General features: G+C 46.0%; 14 protein-coding genes. 6 read left to right on the top strand and 8 right to left on the bottom strand.

The window, feature by feature from the left end; translation table 11 throughout:
* Window positions 1-5: 5 nt before the first annotated feature.
* The 8 genes from ACN0RF_RS02605 to gyrA form a co-directional block, all read right to left on the bottom strand.
* On the bottom strand, window positions 6-266 hold the full coding sequence (locus tag ACN0RF_RS02605; protein WP_011234599.1) for a lipopolysaccharide assembly protein LapA domain-containing protein: 261 nt from the start codon (window positions 264-266) through the stop codon (window positions 6-8).
* 74 nt (window positions 267-340) lie between these two features.
* On the bottom strand, window positions 341-622 hold the full coding sequence (locus ACN0RF_RS02600) for an integration host factor subunit beta (protein WP_417438321.1): 282 nt from the start codon (window positions 620-622) through the stop codon (window positions 341-343).
* Between the two features lie 38 nt (window positions 623-660).
* The gene (gene rpsA / locus ACN0RF_RS02595) at window positions 661-2343 is read right to left on the bottom strand and encodes a 30S ribosomal protein S1 (protein ID WP_253619984.1); all 1683 of its coding nucleotides are present in this window, start codon (window positions 2341-2343) and stop codon (window positions 661-663) included.
* Window positions 2344-2457: 114 nt separating this feature from the next.
* Window positions 2458-3150 (bottom strand): (d)CMP kinase, encoded by a 693-nt coding sequence (gene cmk / locus ACN0RF_RS02590; RefSeq protein WP_253620441.1) that lies wholly within the window; start codon window positions 3148-3150, stop codon window positions 2458-2460.
* A gap of 97 nt (window positions 3151-3247) precedes the next feature.
* Window positions 3248-4537 carry a 3-phosphoshikimate 1-carboxyvinyltransferase gene (aroA, locus tag ACN0RF_RS02585; RefSeq protein ID WP_417437955.1) on the bottom strand — a complete coding sequence of 430 codons (1290 nt, stop codon included), beginning with the start codon at window positions 4535-4537 and terminating at the stop codon, window positions 3248-3250.
* Window positions 4530-5633 carry a histidinol-phosphate transaminase gene (gene hisC / locus ACN0RF_RS02580; RefSeq protein WP_114981284.1) on the bottom strand — a complete coding sequence of 368 codons (1104 nt, stop codon included), beginning with the start codon at window positions 5631-5633 and terminating at the stop codon, window positions 4530-4532. Before hisC ends, aroA begins: the two co-directional genes overlap by 8 nt.
* 31 nt (window positions 5634-5664) lie before the next feature.
* Window positions 5665-6750 (bottom strand): 3-phosphoserine/phosphohydroxythreonine transaminase, encoded by a 1086-nt coding sequence (gene serC, locus ACN0RF_RS02575; RefSeq protein ID WP_114981282.1) that lies wholly within the window; start codon window positions 6748-6750, stop codon window positions 5665-5667.
* Window positions 6747-9386 carry a DNA gyrase subunit A gene (gyrA, locus tag ACN0RF_RS02570; RefSeq protein WP_417437954.1) on the bottom strand — a complete coding sequence of 880 codons (2640 nt, stop codon included), beginning with the start codon at window positions 9384-9386 and terminating at the stop codon, window positions 6747-6749. The genes serC and gyrA overlap by 4 nt, the downstream gene beginning before the upstream one ends.
* A 149-nt stretch (window positions 9387-9535) precedes the next feature.
* Here gyrA and ubiG point away from each other — a divergent pair, with 149 nt between their 5' ends.
* The 6 genes from ubiG (at window position 9536) to ACN0RF_RS02540 (ending at window position 15339) form a co-directional block, all read left to right on the top strand.
* Window positions 9536-10267, top strand: a complete 732-nt coding sequence (ubiG, locus tag ACN0RF_RS02565; RefSeq protein ID WP_417437953.1) for a bifunctional 2-polyprenyl-6-hydroxyphenol methylase/3-demethylubiquinol 3-O-methyltransferase UbiG — start codon at window positions 9536-9538, stop codon at window positions 10265-10267.
* Window positions 10268-10951 carry an HAD family hydrolase gene (locus tag ACN0RF_RS02560; RefSeq protein ID WP_417437952.1) on the top strand — a complete coding sequence of 228 codons (684 nt, stop codon included), beginning with the start codon at window positions 10268-10270 and terminating at the stop codon, window positions 10949-10951.
* 272 nt (window positions 10952-11223) lie between these two features.
* Window positions 11224-13554: a class 1a ribonucleoside-diphosphate reductase subunit alpha gene (nrdA, locus tag ACN0RF_RS02555; protein ID WP_417437951.1), complete on the top strand. Its 2331-nt coding sequence runs from the start codon at window positions 11224-11226 to the stop codon at window positions 13552-13554.
* An 18-nt stretch (window positions 13555-13572) separates the two neighbouring features.
* On the top strand, window positions 13573-14706 hold the full coding sequence (nrdB, locus tag ACN0RF_RS02550; protein ID WP_417437950.1) for a class Ia ribonucleoside-diphosphate reductase subunit beta: 1134 nt from the start codon (window positions 13573-13575) through the stop codon (window positions 14704-14706).
* Between the two features lie 3 nt (window positions 14707-14709).
* Window positions 14710-14970: a class I ribonucleotide reductase maintenance protein YfaE gene (gene yfaE / locus ACN0RF_RS02545; protein WP_011234611.1), complete on the top strand. Its 261-nt coding sequence runs from the start codon at window positions 14710-14712 to the stop codon at window positions 14968-14970.
* A 102-nt stretch (window positions 14971-15072) separates the two neighbouring features.
* On the top strand, window positions 15073-15339 hold the full coding sequence (locus ACN0RF_RS02540) for a GrxA family glutaredoxin (RefSeq protein WP_011234612.1): 267 nt from the start codon (window positions 15073-15075) through the stop codon (window positions 15337-15339).
* Window positions 15340-15371 lie beyond the last annotated feature (32 nt).

Genomic DNA, 15371 nt, shown 5'->3' with positions numbered 1-15371 from the left:
AGCCGTTAACTCTCCTTGTCCAGTTTATTTAAACGCTTAACTAAACGGTTATACCGATAGCGCCAGGATAAACTCGATAGGCAAAGTAATAAAATACCAACCAGAAAACCGCTACCAAAAAAGATAGCAAGCAGCGATGCAACAGCCATTTCTGTTTGCAGCACCAGTAAATTAACAACCACAGTTTGCGGGTTCTGAGCCCCAAACGCCATTGCTAAAAGAAATATGATTAATACAGGAATGAGAATAAGCAGCTTTTTAAGCATAATTGCTTACCTGTTAGTTATAAAAAAACGGCATGCCAGTATAGCATGCCGTTTTTATCAATCGAGCGTAAAAACTAACTTAATGTATCGACCCTCTCGCGAAGCTCTTTGCCCGCTTTAAAATGCGGTACATATTTTCCATCCAATTCAACAGGCTCACCTGTTTTAGGATTACGGCCAACACGAGGAGCCCGATAATGCAGAGAGAAGCTTCCAAAGCTCCGAATTTCAACGCGCTTACCTTGCGATAAGGATTGCACCATCTGTTCGAGTATCTCTTTTACCGAAGCTTCAACCTGCTTAGGAGGTAACTCGTGTTTCAAAGTTAACCTTTCAATCAGCTCTGATTTAGTCATCATTACCTCCTTCTAATTGACTGCAAAATTACAGTAAATTATTCGTCGTCAGTTTTTGCAGCTTTAAAGGCTTCAGCCATTGCGCTGTTAAGACCAGAACCACTGTCCTGTTGCTTATTAACGCTTTCAACCGCTTCTTTCTCTTCAACTTCGTCTTTCGCACGGATAGACAAGCTCAGAGTACGGTTTTTACGGTCAACGCCCATGAAGCGAGCTTCAATAGAATCACCAACGCTCAGTTCAGTGCTTGCATCTTCAACGCGGTCGCGTGAAATGTCTGCGGCACGAACATAACCTTCAACGCTTTCAGCTAATTCAACTTTAGCGCCTTTAGCGTCTACTTCAGTAACTGTACCTGTAACAATAGCACCTTTTTTATTGGCCGCCAGGTAGTTATTGAATGGGTCTTCTTCAAGCTGTTTGATACCCAGTGAAATACGCTCACGTTCAGCATCAACTTGCATGACTACAGCGGTAACTTCTTCACCTTTTTTGTAATCACGAACGGCTTCTTCGCCAGTAGCGTTCCAGCTAATATCTGACAAGTGAACCAAACCATCAATACCGCCGTCAAGACCGATGAAGATACCAAAGTCAGTAATTGACTTGATCTTACCAGTAACTTGCTCGCCTTTATTGTGGTTCTTCGCAAACTCTTCCCAAGGGTTTGGTTTGCACTGTTTCAGGCCTAGTGAAATGCGACGACGTTCTTCGTCAATTTCCAGAACCATAACTTCAACAGTGTCGTCCAGATTAACCACTTTAGAAGGATGAACGTTTTTGTTAGTCCAGTCCATTTCTGATACGTGAACAAGACCTTCAACACCCTCTTCGATTTCGACGAAGCAACCGTAATCAGTCAAGTTCGTAACACGACCAGTTAAACGATGCCCTTCTGGGTAGCGGTTTGCGATATCAGCCCATGGATCTTCGCCTAACTGCTTAAGACCAAGAGATACACGAGTGCGTTCACGATCAAACTTCAATACTTTAACAGTGATTTCATCGCCAACGTTTACGATTTCACTTGGGTGCTTAACGCGTTTCCAAGCCATATCGGTAATGTGCAATAAGCCATCGACGCCGCCTAAATCAACGAACGCGCCGTAGTCAGTCAGGTTCTTAACGATACCCTGAACTTCCTGGCCTTCCTGCAAGTTTTCAAGCAGCTCTTCACGCTCTGCACTGTTTTCTTTCTCGATAACAGCACGACGAGATACAACAACGTTGTTGCGTTTCTGATCAAGCTTGATAACTTTGAATTCTAAATCTTTGTTTTCCAGGTGCGTTGTTTCACGTACTGGACGTACATCAACCAGTGAACCAGGCAAGAACGCGCGAACGCCGCCTAAGTCTACTGTAAAGCCACCCTTAACCTTACCAGAGATAATACCGATAACGGTTGCATTGTCTTCGTGTGCTTTTTCCAACACCAGCCATGCTTCGTAACGTTTCGCTTTTTCGCGAGACAGGATAGTTTCACCGAAGCCGTCTTCAACTGCATCAAGGGCTACGTCAACTACGTCACCGACGCTGACTTCTAATTCACCTTCTGCATTACGGAATTGCTCTGCTGGAATCGCGCTTTCTGATTTAAGACCGGCATCAACCAGGATCAAATCTTTTTCGATAGCAACGATAGTACCTTTAACAATGGAGCCCGGGCGTGTTTCAACTTCCTTTAGGCTTTCTTCAAATAATTCTGCAAAATTTTCTGACATAGTAATTAACTTCGCTTATAAATAAGACGTCCACTGAACTTCCGTATACAGCGGGGTTATTAAAATAGTCTGTTCGCATCCTTACAACAGACGCCTAATTAAGGTCACCTGACCCTAGCTAGTCTTTGAGAGTTTGCTGTGCGCAAACGTCAATACTTGTTCCAACACGTCCTCTATAGACGTATCAGTAGAATCCAGATACAACGCATCCTCGGCTGGCTTAAGAGGCGCCACCGAGCGATTCGTATCACGATCGTCTCTTTCTTTAATTTCGTTCACTAATTGATCAATATTAGCATCAAAACCTTTTTCCTTCAATTGCTCAAAGCGTCGTCTTGCGCGCTCTTCGGCAGAAGCGGTCAAAAAGATTTTGGCATCGGCATCAGTGAAAACAACGGTTCCCATATCACGGCCGTCGGCTACCAGACCCGGAAGCTCTTTAAACCCACGTTGGCGGCGCAACAGAGCTTCTCTAACTCGTGGTAAAGCCGCTATTTTTGACGCCATATTACCCACTTGTTCAGTACGGATGGTCATAGTCACATCCTCACCTTCAAGAATAATATGTGTCAATGAGCGTTCTTCTTCTGCTTCAAACTTCACATCCAGATGCGCCGCCAAAGCCACCAGGCTTTCTTCATCTTCTGGCGTAAAATCGTGATGCAAAGCCGCTAATGCCAGCACGCGATAAATCGCACCACTGTCCAGCAAGTGCCATCCTAGCTTTTCAGCCAATAACCGGCTGATTGTTCCTTTTCCTGCCCCACTCGGCCCGTCAATCGTAATGACTGGAATATGAGTTGTCATAAAATCCTCTAATTGCTCTGCATTACGCAGCATTTAGCCGCGCAATTATACGCATTTGTAAAAAAATTGCATTAATCAAAGTCAGCGAGTCTAAGAGTTAACTGTGACAGAGCCGTGAAAACTCGGAAAAATAGTCGGGGTAGGTCTTCGCACAACAACCGGGATCATTGATTGTGACTCCTGCGGAGGAAAACGCTACCAGGGAAAAGCACATTGCCATGCGGTGGTCGTCATAAGTATCAATTGCAGCATGTTGCCAGTGTTTCAGCGGTTCAATGTGGAGAAAGTCCTCGCCCTCATCGACTGTGGCACCGAGCTTGCGCAGCTCTGTTGCCATAGCATGAAGACGGTCGGTTTCTTTAACCCGCCAGTTTGCGACATTACGAATTGTCGTCGGCTTATTTGCGAATAAAGCCAGTGGCGCGACTGTCATTGCCGCATCGGGAATATCATTAAAGTCCTGGTCAATGCCCTGTACACTTCCTGTGCCGGATACGGTTATGCTGTTTTTATGGTAGCTCACTGACGCGCCCATGGCCTCAATGACTTCGGCGAAACGTTTGTCGCCCTGAATAGAGTTTTTACCAACACCGATAATCTCAACCGGACCTTTACCTAACAACGCGGCAGCCATCCAATAAGACGCAGCACTGGCATCGCCTTCGACCCAGTATTCGCCGGGCGACTGGTAGCATTGCCCGCCGGTAATAGCGTAGCGCTGAGGAGAGTCTTCTTTTATCGAAATGCCAAAGCCCGCCAGCATTTGCAGCGTCAGTTCAATGTAAGGTCGTGAAACCACATTCCCTTTTAATGTCAGGGTTGAGTTACCGGGCAGTAACGGAAGCGCCATCAGTAAGGCCGAGATAAACTGGCTGGATACCGAACCATCAATTTCAAAGTGACCCGACTTTAAACCAGAAGCCATTTCTAACGGAGGAAACCCTGTATCCCCCAGATAGTTAACCCCGGCACTATGAGGCTGTAAAGCATCAACTAAGTGCTTAACCGGGCGCTCATGCATTCGGGCATCACCTTTTAACACTACCGCTTGATGTTCGCTTTTTAATGTTGCCGCTAACACGGCTATAAGCGGCCGCATTGCCGTGCCGGCGTTTCCCAGATAGAGATCAGAAACAGGTTTGTTCCAATGCCCTCCTAAGCCATGCACCCGGGTAGTGAGTTTGTCATCGTCAAAGCTCACTCCCAATGCATTAAGAGCTTCACGCATGCGACTGGTGTCATCGCTAACCAGTAAATTATGCAAGGTGACGGGAGTCTGGCATAAAGCAGCCATAAGCAATGCCCGGTTAGCAATGCTTTTTGAACCGGGTAAGGTGACAGTACCGCGACAATGCTGTCGCGGCTCTAAACGAATAGAATTAACCACGCAGCTTTTTCATTGCCTTAATAAAGGCCTGGTTTTCTTCAGGCAGGCCAATGCTGACACGTAAATGATTAGGCAACTCATAGCCGCCAACAGGACGTACAATAACGCCTTCATGCAGAAGCTCGTCGTAAAGCTTCTCAGCATCGGGCCCAACTTCTATGGTTAAAAAGTTACCGTAAGATGGAATGTAGTTAAGTCCGGACTCTTCACAAAACTCAGTTAATAGCTGCATACCCTGAGCGTTTAGTTCAACGGCTTTTTGCAAATAAGCGTGATCATCTAATACGACTTCAGCAGCTTTAAGTGACAGCGAGTTCATGTTGAATGGCTGGCGAATACGGTTAAGGACATCTGCAACGCTCTCATGACTTACCGCATAACCGGCGCGCAAACCCGCTAACCCATAAGCTTTTGAGAATGTCCGGCTGACCACCAGGTTAGGATATTCTTTTATCCACTCTACCGACGGCGCTCGTTCGTCTTCCGGCACATACTCGTAATAAGCTTCATCCAGAACCACAATAATATGCTGCGGAATTTTATCCAGGAAGCCTTTCAGTACTGAGGTTGATAAAAATGTACCCGTTGGGTTATTCGGGTTAGCGATAAAAATCATCTTGGTTTTATCGGTAACGGCTTTTGCCATGCCATCAAGATCGTGCCCGTAATCTACTGCAGGAACAGCAACAGGTTTAGCACCAATAGCCTGAGTCACCAGCGGATACACTACAAATGCGTGTTGTGAGAAAATAACTTCGTCTTCATCCGACACAAAGGTACGGGCTAAAATTTCCAGAACATCGTTAGAACCGTTACCCAGAGTTATTTGCTGCGTTCCAACTTCATGTAACTCAGCCAGACGACTTTTAAGGTAGTAACCGTTAGCATCGGGGTAACGCACTAAATCAGTTAACTCGGCTTCCAGCGCGGTTTTTACTTTTTCACTCAAACCCAGAGGGTTCTCATTTGAAGCCAGCTTAACTACGTGCTGCAGACCTAACTCACGCTGCAATTCAGACGTAGGTTTACCCGCCTGGTACGGACGTAACTGCTTTACTCCGGAATTAACCAATTCTAATGCATTAAATTCTGCCATAACGATTCACTACCTTTTTTATTCTATTTATTTAGCCAAGCTTGCGCTCAAAATCAGCCATATAACTTAGCAATGCTTCCACGCCTTCCACCGGCATTGCGTTATAAATACTGGCTCTCATGCCACCAACAAAACGATGCCCTTTTAGCCCCAGTAAACCTTGGTTTTTAGCGCCTTGCAAAAATTCAGCATCAAGCTTGTCGTCGGCCAACTGGAAAGGAACGTTCATAATTGAGCGGTAAGCCGGATTAATAGTGTTACTATAAAAATCGGACTTATCGACAAAGTCATATAAAAGCTGCGCTTTATGACGATTGCGTTCGCCCATAGCGGTTAGTCCGCCCTGAGCTTTTAGCCACTTGAATACCAACCCAGCCAGATACCAGGCAAAGGTGTTGGGCGTGTTGTACATAGACCCGTCTTTGGCCTGAAGCTGGTAATCCATAATAGACGACACCTGCTTCTGCGGCTCGCCTAATAGGGACTTTTTAACAATCGCAATGGCAAAACCGGAAGGGCCAATATTCTTCTGAGCTCCAGCGTATATGACGCCAAACTTTGAGACATCCAGTGGTTCAGAAAGAATATTCGATGACATATCAGCGACAATTGGCGCTTTTACATCAGGAATTTCATGCAGCGCAATACCATCGACGGTTTCATTAGGACAATAATGAAAATAGGCGGCATTTTCAGACAGCTTCCAGTTTTCTGGAGACTGAATTTCTTTGCCTTTAGCGCCTTCCTGAACTTGTCCGGCAACATTCACTCTGGAAACAAACTTTTCGGCTTCCCGGATAGCAAAACCAGACCAAATTCCTGTATCCAGATAATCTACCGTGGCATCCGGTGACGCGATATTTTGCGGAACCGCAGAAAACTGGCCGCGGCCACCTCCTTGCAAAAAGAGTACTTCATAGTCATCAGGTACGTTTAACAGGTCGCGCAGGTCTTGCTCGGCTTCACGTGCCATGTGGACATAAACAGGGTCGCGGTGAGAAATTTCCATCACCGACACGCCCTGCCCATTCCAGTTCAGTAACTCTTCCTGAGCTTGTTTCAAAACGTCGACCGGCAACATTGCCGGTCCAGCAGAAAAGTTAAACAACTGACTCATGACTCGTCGGAACCTTCTTGATTTTCAGTATTGTCTTCAGCTGCGGTTTCACCTTCTTCAGCAACAACCTCGCCGTCAATTAACACTTCATCTTCATCAATTTCGTCAATACGCTGTAAGCCAACGACTTTTTCGTCATCAGCGGTGCGAATTAAGCGCACGCCCTGAGTGTTACGACCAACAGTAGAAACCTCGTTGACGCGAGTTCTTACCAGAGTACCTTTATTACTGATAAGCATGATTTCATTACCGTCGATAACTTCCATGGCGCCGACAACGGAACCATTACGTTCGCTGACCTTAATAGAGACAACACCTTTGGTCGCACGGCTCTTAGCCGGATATTCACTTAGCGGCGTACGTTTGCCGTAACCGTTTTCAGTCACGGTTAATACATTCGCTTCTTCCTCTTCGTATTCGCGAGGAACAATCAGTGATACAACACGTTGCCCTTCTTCTAAGCGAATACCACGGACACCTGTTGCGGTACGACCCATTGAACGTACCTGCTCTTCAGCGAAGCGCACCACTTTACCGGCGTCAGAGAACAGCATAATTTCACCGTTACCGTCAGTGATATCAACACCAATCAGTTCATCGTCATCAACCAGATTCAGTGCAATGATTCCGCCGTTACGAGGACGTGAGTACTCTGGTAATGGCGTTTTCTTAATCGTGCCTTTCTTCGTTGCCATAACAACGAATTTATCTTCCGGATAGTCCCGTGTTGGCAGAATAGCGGTAATACGTTCATCGGCTTCCAGCGGCAACAAGTTCACTATTGGTTTACCACGCGACGCACGGCTTGCCAGCGGCAGCTGGTAAACTTTCATCCAGTAAATACGGCCACGGGTTGAGAAACACAGAATGGTGTCATGCGTGTTTGCCACCCACAGTCTTTCAATAAAGTCTTCGTCTTTCATCTTAGTGGCGGCTTTGCCTTTACCGCCACGGCGTTGCGCTTCGTACTCAGTCAGTGGCTGATACTTCACATAGCCTTCGTGAGAAAGTGTCAGAACCACGTCTTCTTCGTTGATTAAATCTTCCATGCTGATGTCGTGCGCAGCAGCAGTAATGTCCGTTTTACGCTCATCGCCGAAGTTGTTACGTATCTCTACCAGTTCTTCACGAATCACTTCCATCAGGCGCTCTGAGCTGTTCAGAATATGCAATAGTTCAGCAATCTGTTCTAGCAGGCCTTTGTATTCATCCAGAATTTTTTCGTGTTCTAAACCGGTCAGTTTGTGCAGGCGTAAATCAAGAATAGCCTGAGCTTGCTCTTCGGTCAGGTGATAGTTGCCATCCCGAATGCCGTATTCTTCTGGCAGATGATCAGGACGCGCAGCATCGACGCCGGCAGTTTCCAGCATTGCAGCAACATCACCCAGCTGCCATGCGCGGGCAATTAGTCCAGCTTTAGCTTCAGCAGGCGTTGGTGAGCGACGGATAAGCTCAATAATTTCGTCGATATTAGCCAGCGATATCGCCAGACCTTCCAAAATATGAGCACGCTCACGTGCCTTACGTAACTCGTAGACTGAGCGACGCGTTACTACTTCGCGACGGTGACGAATAAAGCAGTCCAGCATGTCGCGCAGGTTAAATAGACGCGGCTGACCTTTATCCAGGGCAACCATGTTGATACCAAAGACAACCTGTAGCTGAGTATTAGCGTACAAATGGTTAAGAACAACTTCGCCAACATCACCACGACGAATTTCAATAACGATACGCATACCGTCTTTATCAGACTCATCACGCAGAGCACTTATACCTTCAACGCGTTTTTCTTTAACCAGCTCAGCAATTTTTTCAATTAAGCGAGCTTTATTCACCTGATACGGAATTTCCGTAACAATGATGGTTTCTTTACCCGATTTCTCATCAACTTCAATTTCAGCCTGAGCACGCAAATGAATACGGCCACGACCCGTTTTATAAGCTTCGACAATACCGCTACGGCCAGAAATTGTCGCCGCTGTCGGGAAGTCCGGTCCTGGGATGTATTCCATTAACCCTTCAACATCAATCTCCGGGTTATCAATCATGGCAAGTGAACCGTCGATAACTTCGGTCAGGTTATGTGGTGGAATATTGGTTGCCATACCAACGGCAATACCGGAAGAACCGTTAACTAACAGGTTAGGTACGCGGGTAGGCAGAACGTCAGGAATACGCTCAGTACCATCATAGTTGTCTACAAAATCAACCGTTTCTTTATCTAAATCGGCGAGTAACTGATGCGCAATTTTCGCCATGCGAATTTCGGTATAACGCATCGCGGCAGCAGAATCGCCGTCAACCGAACCAAAGTTACCCTGGCCGTCGACCAGCATATAACGCAAGGAGAAGTTCTGTGCCATACGTACAATCGTGTCGTAAACAGCACTATCACCGTGCGGGTGATATTTACCAATAACGTCACCAACGACACGAGCTGACTTTTTATAAGGTTTATTAAAGTCGTTGCGCAATTCATTCATTGCGAACAAGACTCGTCTGTGTACTGGCTTCAGGCCGTCACGAACATCTGGTAAAGCACGCCCAACAATGACGCTCATGGCATAATCGAGGTACGAGCTTTTCAGTTCGTCTTCGATATTTACCGGTGACACTTCTCTGCCTAGATCGCTCATAGTTTATTCCCTAAATATAGATCCGCATATTCATTGTTATTTTGATCCAATCATTGTACCCATCCCAAACGCGTCTCGCACCCTCTTTTTCTTATTCTTTGCCTGAGGTAGACTAGCCGCGTTATCCATCTCTTAAAGACGCATAATCTATGACCACCAGTCGCTCTAAAAGTGAACAAAAAAACGTCGATCCGGAAGAGATCGCAAAGTTTTCAGCCCTCGCCTCGCGCTGGTGGGATCCTGATGGAGAATTCAAACCCTTACATAAAATAAACCCTGTTCGACTGGGTTTTATTGAAAACCATACTGAAGGCCTATTCGGTAAAAAGGTACTGGATGTTGGTTGTGGCGGTGGATTACTCAGTGAAGCTATGGCTGAACGTGGCGCTCAGGTTACGGGGGTTGATTTAGCCGAACAGTCATTAAAAGTGGCACGTTTGCATGCCTTAGAAAGCGGGCGTCAAATTGACTATCAATGCATTGCTATTGAAACTCTGGCAGAACAGCAGCCAGCAAGCTTCGATGTGGTTACTTGTCTGGAGATGCTGGAGCATGTACCGGACCCTGAGGCTATTGTAGAAGCCTGTGCTAAAGCACTAAAACCTGGTGGAAAGATCTTTTTTTCCACACTAAACCGGAATGTAAAATCGTGGCTATTAGGTATTGTTGCCGCTGAGCATGTTTTAGGCTGGGTTCCCAAAGGAACTCATCAGCATCAACGTTTTATCAAACCATCAGAGCTACTGCGTATGACAGATGCCGCCGCGTTAGAAGATATCGCCATTAACGGTCTTATTTTTAATCCACTGAAAGGCTTTGTTCTTTCAGAAAAAGATGTTGATGTGAATTACATTATCGCTTTAAAGAAGCCGGAGTCATAAATGGCCTCATCAAACAGAAAGTCTCCGGTAAAGGCGGTGTTGTTCGATTTAGACGGCACGCTGCTTGATACAGCCCCCGACCTGGGTGCTGCACTGAACGCCGTATGCGAACAATACGAACGCCCCGCCATTACCGCGGAAGTGTTTACGCCGGTCGCGTCGCATGGTTCCAGAGGCATGCTGCAGCTAGCTTTTGCCAATGAGTACAGCGACATGGAAGCCGAACTGCGGCATGCGTTTCTTAGTGCATATAAAGAGAACATAGCCATTCATACGCAACCCTACCCTGGGGTTTTGGAGCTACTTGCTGTGCTGCAGCGCGAATCCATTCAAGTTGCTATCGTCACAAATAAACCAGAACGGCTCACTCAGCAGTTATTACCTCACTTCCCTGAGTTTGAAGCGATTAGTGTGGTCGTAAGCGGTGATACCTTAAGCGTGGCAAAGCCCTCACCGGAACCTTTATTCTATGCAGCTGAAAAGCTGGGAATAGAACCTGCCGACTGTCTTTATGTCGGAGACGCGGAACGGGATATCGAAGCCGGCCGCAATGCCGGTATGGTTACTGTGCTTGCTGAATATGGTTATATTAGCAATGAGGATCAGCCGCAACGCTGGCAAGCCGACTACCATATCGCCTCACCACTGGAGTTACTGAAGTTACTGGCTATCGATAACTCTTGATCTATAAACATCTTTTAAAAGATCAAAAAAATATATAGCAAGATTACCAGCGCAAACTCACGCCAAACAAAGGCTGACAAAAAATCAAGATTTCTAAATCAAAATTATTCCTGCTTTTGCCCGTAAATTTACTTGATCGAAGTGGCAGTTAGACCTAGCATACTCTTCATCCTCAAGACACTAGATATTGTGTAAATATCGCCCTGTACAACTAATAAGCACAATATCTTGTGGCTACAAACATATAACAAAAAGCTAAGAGTCGGCGCAAAATGAACGAGCAACTATATGTCACTAAACGCAGCGGCGAACGCGAACCGCTAAACCTCGATAAAATTCACCGGGTTATCATGTGGGCCGCTGAAGGTCTTAACAATGTTTCAGCTTCTCAGGTCGAAATTAAGTCTCACATTCAGTTTTACGACGGTATTAAAACCGAAGATATCCACGAGACCATCATCAAAGCCGCAGCTGATTTAATTTCAGAAGAAGCGCCCGACTATCAATATATGGCTGCGCGTCTGGCTATTTTCCACTTGCGTAAACGGGCCTACGGTAAGTTTGAACCACCGCGTCTTTACGACCAGGTCAAAAAGATGGTTGCAGAGCATCGCTACGATGAGCACCTGCTGGAAGACTACACTGAAGCAGAATTTGATCAGATGGACGAAATTCTGGATCACTGGCGCGATATGAACTTCTCTTACGCGGCCGTTAAGCAGCTTGAAAACAAATATCTGGTTCAAAACCGGGTTACCGGCGACATCTATGAAAGCGCTCAGTTCTTATACATTCTGGTAGCGGCTTGTTTGTTCGCCAACTACCCGAAAAGCACTCGTATGGACTACGTTAAACGTTTCTACGACGCCGCTTCTGAATTCAAAATCTCGCTACCAACACCTATTATGTCGGGTGTGCGCACGCCTACGCGTCAGTTCAGCTCCTGCGTTCTGATTGAAGCCGGCGATAGCCTCGACTCTATTAATGCCACTTCAAGCGCCATCGTAAAATACGTATCGCAGCGCGCCGGTATTGGCATTAACGCAGGGCGTATTCGCGCTCTGGGCAGCCCTATTCGTAACGGCGAAGCTTTCCACACAGGTTGTATTCCATTCTATAAATATTTCCAGACAGCAGTTAAAAGCTGTTCGCAAGGTGGTGTTCGTGGTGGCGCGGCTACCCTATTCTACCCACTTTGGCATCTGGAAGTTGAAAGCTTATTGGTACTGAAAAACAACCGTGGCGTTGAAGAAAACCGCGTTCGTCATCTGGATTACGGTGTGCAATTTAACCGCACCATGTACCAGCGTCTGATTAAAGACGATTATATTACCTTGTTCAGCCCGTCGGATGTGCCAGGCCTTTACGACGCATTCTTTGAAGATCAGGACGAGTTCGAGCGTTTGTATCTTCAGTACGAGCAGGATGAGAGCATCCGCAAAAAACGTATTAAAGCCATTGAGTTGTTTGGTTTGTTTATGCAGGAACGCGCCAGTACTGGCCGTATCTACGTACAAAACGTTGACCACTGCAACACGCACAGCCCGTTCGATTCTAAAGTTGCTCCTATTCGTCAGAGCAACCTGTGTCTTGAAATTGCGTTACCAACTAAGCCTCTAAGTCATGTGAACGACGAAGAAGGTGAAATTGCCCTGTGTACTCTGTCGGCCTTTAACTTAGGTAAAATTGAAAGCTTAAGTGAATTTGAAAACCTGGCCGACTTAGCCGTTCGCGCACTGGACAGCCTGCTGGATTATCAGGAATACCCGGTTCCGGCCGCTTATAATGCAACAATGAACCGTCGTACTCTGGGCATTGGGGTTATTAACTTTGCTTACTACCTAGCTAAGCACGGCGTTAAATATTCAGACGGTTCTGCAAATGGTCTGGTTCATCAGACCTTTGAGGCAATACAGTATTATTTGATGCAAGCGTCAATGAACCTGGCTAAAGAAAGAGGTGCCTGCCCTAAATTTAATGAGACCACCTACTCTCAGGGCATTATGCCAACCGATACCTACAAGAAAGACCTGGATAAGGTTTGCGATGAGCCGCTGCATCTAGACTGGGACAAGCTTCGTGTCGACATCAAACAACACGGCATGCGTAACTCCACGTTATCAGCGTTAATGCCTTCTGAGACATCGTCACAGATTTCTAACGCGACTAACGGTATTGAGCCGCCTCGTGGTTTTGTCAGCATTAAATCGTCAAAAGACGGTGTCACCAAACAGGTAGTTCCGGACTACGAAAACTTAAAAGACAAGTACGAGCTGTTATGGCAAATCCCTAACAACAAGGGATACCTTGAGCTGGTTGGTATTATGCAAAAGTTTGTCGACCAGACAATTTCTGCGAATACCAATTACGATCCAAGTAAATTCGAAGCCGGAAAAGTACCAATGAAGCAGCTTCTGCAGGACTTATTAACGGCCTATAAGCTTGGTGTTAAGACGCTTTACTATCACAACACCCGTGACGGTGCTGCGGATAATCAATCCGACATTGCGGCACGTAAAGGTGCTGCTGCGTCTCAAGCTCAGCCGACAGAAGTTATCATTGAAGAAGATGATGACTGTGCCGGCGGGGCCTGCAAAATTTAATAAGAAGGATTTTAGCGAATGTCGTACTCAACCTTTAATCAAGAGCAGAATAATCCGTTAACGGAGCCTATGTTTTTAGGCAACTCCGTTAACGTTGCTCGCTACGACCAGCAAAAACACAGCATTTTTGAAAAGCTGATTGAAAAACAAATCAGCTTTTTCTGGCGACCTGAAGAAATCGATGTCAGCCGTGACCGCATCGACTTTAACAAGTTAACAGCCAGTGAAAAGCATGTGTTTATTTCTAACCTGAAGTATCAAACACTGTTAGATTCAATTCAGGGGCGTTCGCCGAATATCGCGCTACTGCCTATTGTTTCTCTTCCGGAACTGGAAACCTGGATTGAAACCTGGTCATTCTTTGAAACCATACATTCGCGCTCGTACACACATATTCTGCGTAATCTGTTTAGTGACCCCAGCGAAGTTTTTGAAGATATCGTCATTAACGAGCAAATTAAAATTCGCGCGAATGACATCTCCAAGTACTACGATGATCTTATTTTCTATACTCAACTGTTGCAGACGCACGGTGAAGGCGACGTTGTTGTTGAAGGCAAAACCTATACCGTAACGCAGCGGGAAATTAAGAAGAAACTATTCTTATGCATTAACTCGGTTAACGCGCTGGAAGCTATTCGTTTCTATGTCAGTTTCGCCTGCACTTTCGCTTTTGCAGAACGAGAGTTAATGGAAGGCAATGCAAAAATTATTAAGTTGATTGCCCGTGACGAAAACGTTCACCTGACATCGACACAGCACATTCTTAATTTGTGGCAATACGGCGAAGACGACCCGGAAATGAAAGAAATTGCCGAAGAACTGCGTGACGACGCTTATGAAATTTTCATGACTGCAGTGAAGCAAGAAAAACAGTGGGCGCACTACCTGTTTAAAGACGGCTCAATGATTGGCCTGAATGAGAGCATGCTCTGCCAGTACGTAGAGTATATTGCTAACTTACGTATGCAGGCCATTGGCTTTGACGCACCGTTTGAGAACCAGCGTTCCAACCCTCTACCCTGGATGAACAAGTACCTGGTTTCAGACAACGTTCAGGTAGCGCCGCAGGAATCAGAAATCACCTCTTACCTTGTTGGTCAGATAGACAGCGAAGTTAATGCTTCCGACCTTGGGGACTTTGATCTCTAAGCTATGGCTAACACCTTTAAAGTCACTGTCAACGGTGGGCCCGAACTTGCCGTTGACGCGACTGAAGGCACCTTACTCGAGGCCTTAGAAAAGCATCAGTTAGAAATGCATTACCACTGCCGCAGTGGTTTTTGTGGTGCCTGCCGTAGCACCCTAAAGTCCGGTAAAGTCCGTTATACAACAGAACCTCTGGCTTATGTCAGAAAAGGCGACATTCTGCCCTGCTGTTGTGTCCCCGAGTCAGATCTGGACATTGACCACTAAGTATTATTCATTAAATCGATTGTGCCCATCGTGCAGAACAATTGTTAACCAGCAATAAAATCTGGATAATGGCACCATAAATTTTTGTGAGAGAGGTATTTCATGTTTACAGTCATTTTTGGACGTCCGGGTTGTCCTTTTTGTGTTCGTGCCGTAGAAGTTGCGGATAAATTAAAAGCCGATATGGAAGATTTTGATTATCGCTATGTCGACATTCACGCTGAAGGCATCAGTAAAGCTGACCTTGAGAAAACAGTAGGCAAACCGGTACAAACAGTTCCTCAAATTTTTGTCGACGAACAACACGTTGGTGGTTTCACTGAGTTTGAAGCCTACGCAAAAGAAAACTTAGGGCTATATACTGCATAATTCTGTGTTAGCAATGTAACCCTATCGTAGAG

The organism is Idiomarina sp. (genome assembly GCF_048260185.1).
In the GTDB taxonomy this organism is placed as follows: Bacteria; Pseudomonadota; Gammaproteobacteria; order Enterobacterales; family Alteromonadaceae; genus Idiomarina.
The sequence above is the reverse complement of the archived record's forward strand: the minus strand, read 5'-3'. Positions and strand labels throughout refer to the sequence as shown.

What these genes read in the sequence shown, in the direction of transcription:
- gyrA (WP_417437954.1), bottom strand. Translation starts at nt 9,386, where the DNA reads ATGAGCGATCTAGGCAGAGAAGTGTCACCGGTAAATATCGAAGACGAA.
- ACN0RF_RS02540 (WP_011234612.1), top strand. Translation starts at nt 15,073, where the DNA reads ATGTTTACAGTCATTTTTGGACGTCCGGGTTGTCCTTTTTGTGTTCGT.
- nrdA (WP_417437951.1), top strand. Translation starts at nt 11,224, where the DNA reads ATGAACGAGCAACTATATGTCACTAAACGCAGCGGCGAACGCGAACCG.
- rpsA (WP_253619984.1), bottom strand. Translation starts at nt 2,343, where the DNA reads ATGTCAGAAAATTTTGCAGAATTATTTGAAGAAAGCCTAAAGGAAGTT.
- ACN0RF_RS02560 (WP_417437952.1), top strand. Translation starts at nt 10,268, where the DNA reads ATGGCCTCATCAAACAGAAAGTCTCCGGTAAAGGCGGTGTTGTTCGAT.
- ubiG (WP_417437953.1), top strand. Translation starts at nt 9,536, where the DNA reads ATGACCACCAGTCGCTCTAAAAGTGAACAAAAAAACGTCGATCCGGAA.
- ACN0RF_RS02600 (WP_417438321.1), bottom strand. Translation starts at nt 622, where the DNA reads ATGACTAAATCAGAGCTGATTGAAAGGTTAACTTTGAAACACGAGTTA.
- yfaE (WP_011234611.1), top strand. Translation starts at nt 14,710, where the DNA reads ATGGCTAACACCTTTAAAGTCACTGTCAACGGTGGGCCCGAACTTGCC.
- nrdB (WP_417437950.1), top strand. Translation starts at nt 13,573, where the DNA reads ATGTCGTACTCAACCTTTAATCAAGAGCAGAATAATCCGTTAACGGAG.
- hisC (WP_114981284.1), bottom strand. Translation starts at nt 5,633, where the DNA reads ATGGCAGAATTTAATGCATTAGAATTGGTTAATTCCGGAGTAAAGCAG.
- cmk (WP_253620441.1), bottom strand. Translation starts at nt 3,150, where the DNA reads ATGACAACTCATATTCCAGTCATTACGATTGACGGGCCGAGTGGGGCA.
- ACN0RF_RS02605 (WP_011234599.1), bottom strand. Translation starts at nt 266, where the DNA reads ATGCTTAAAAAGCTGCTTATTCTCATTCCTGTATTAATCATATTTCTT.
- serC (WP_114981282.1), bottom strand. Translation starts at nt 6,750, where the DNA reads ATGAGTCAGTTGTTTAACTTTTCTGCTGGACCGGCAATGTTGCCGGTC.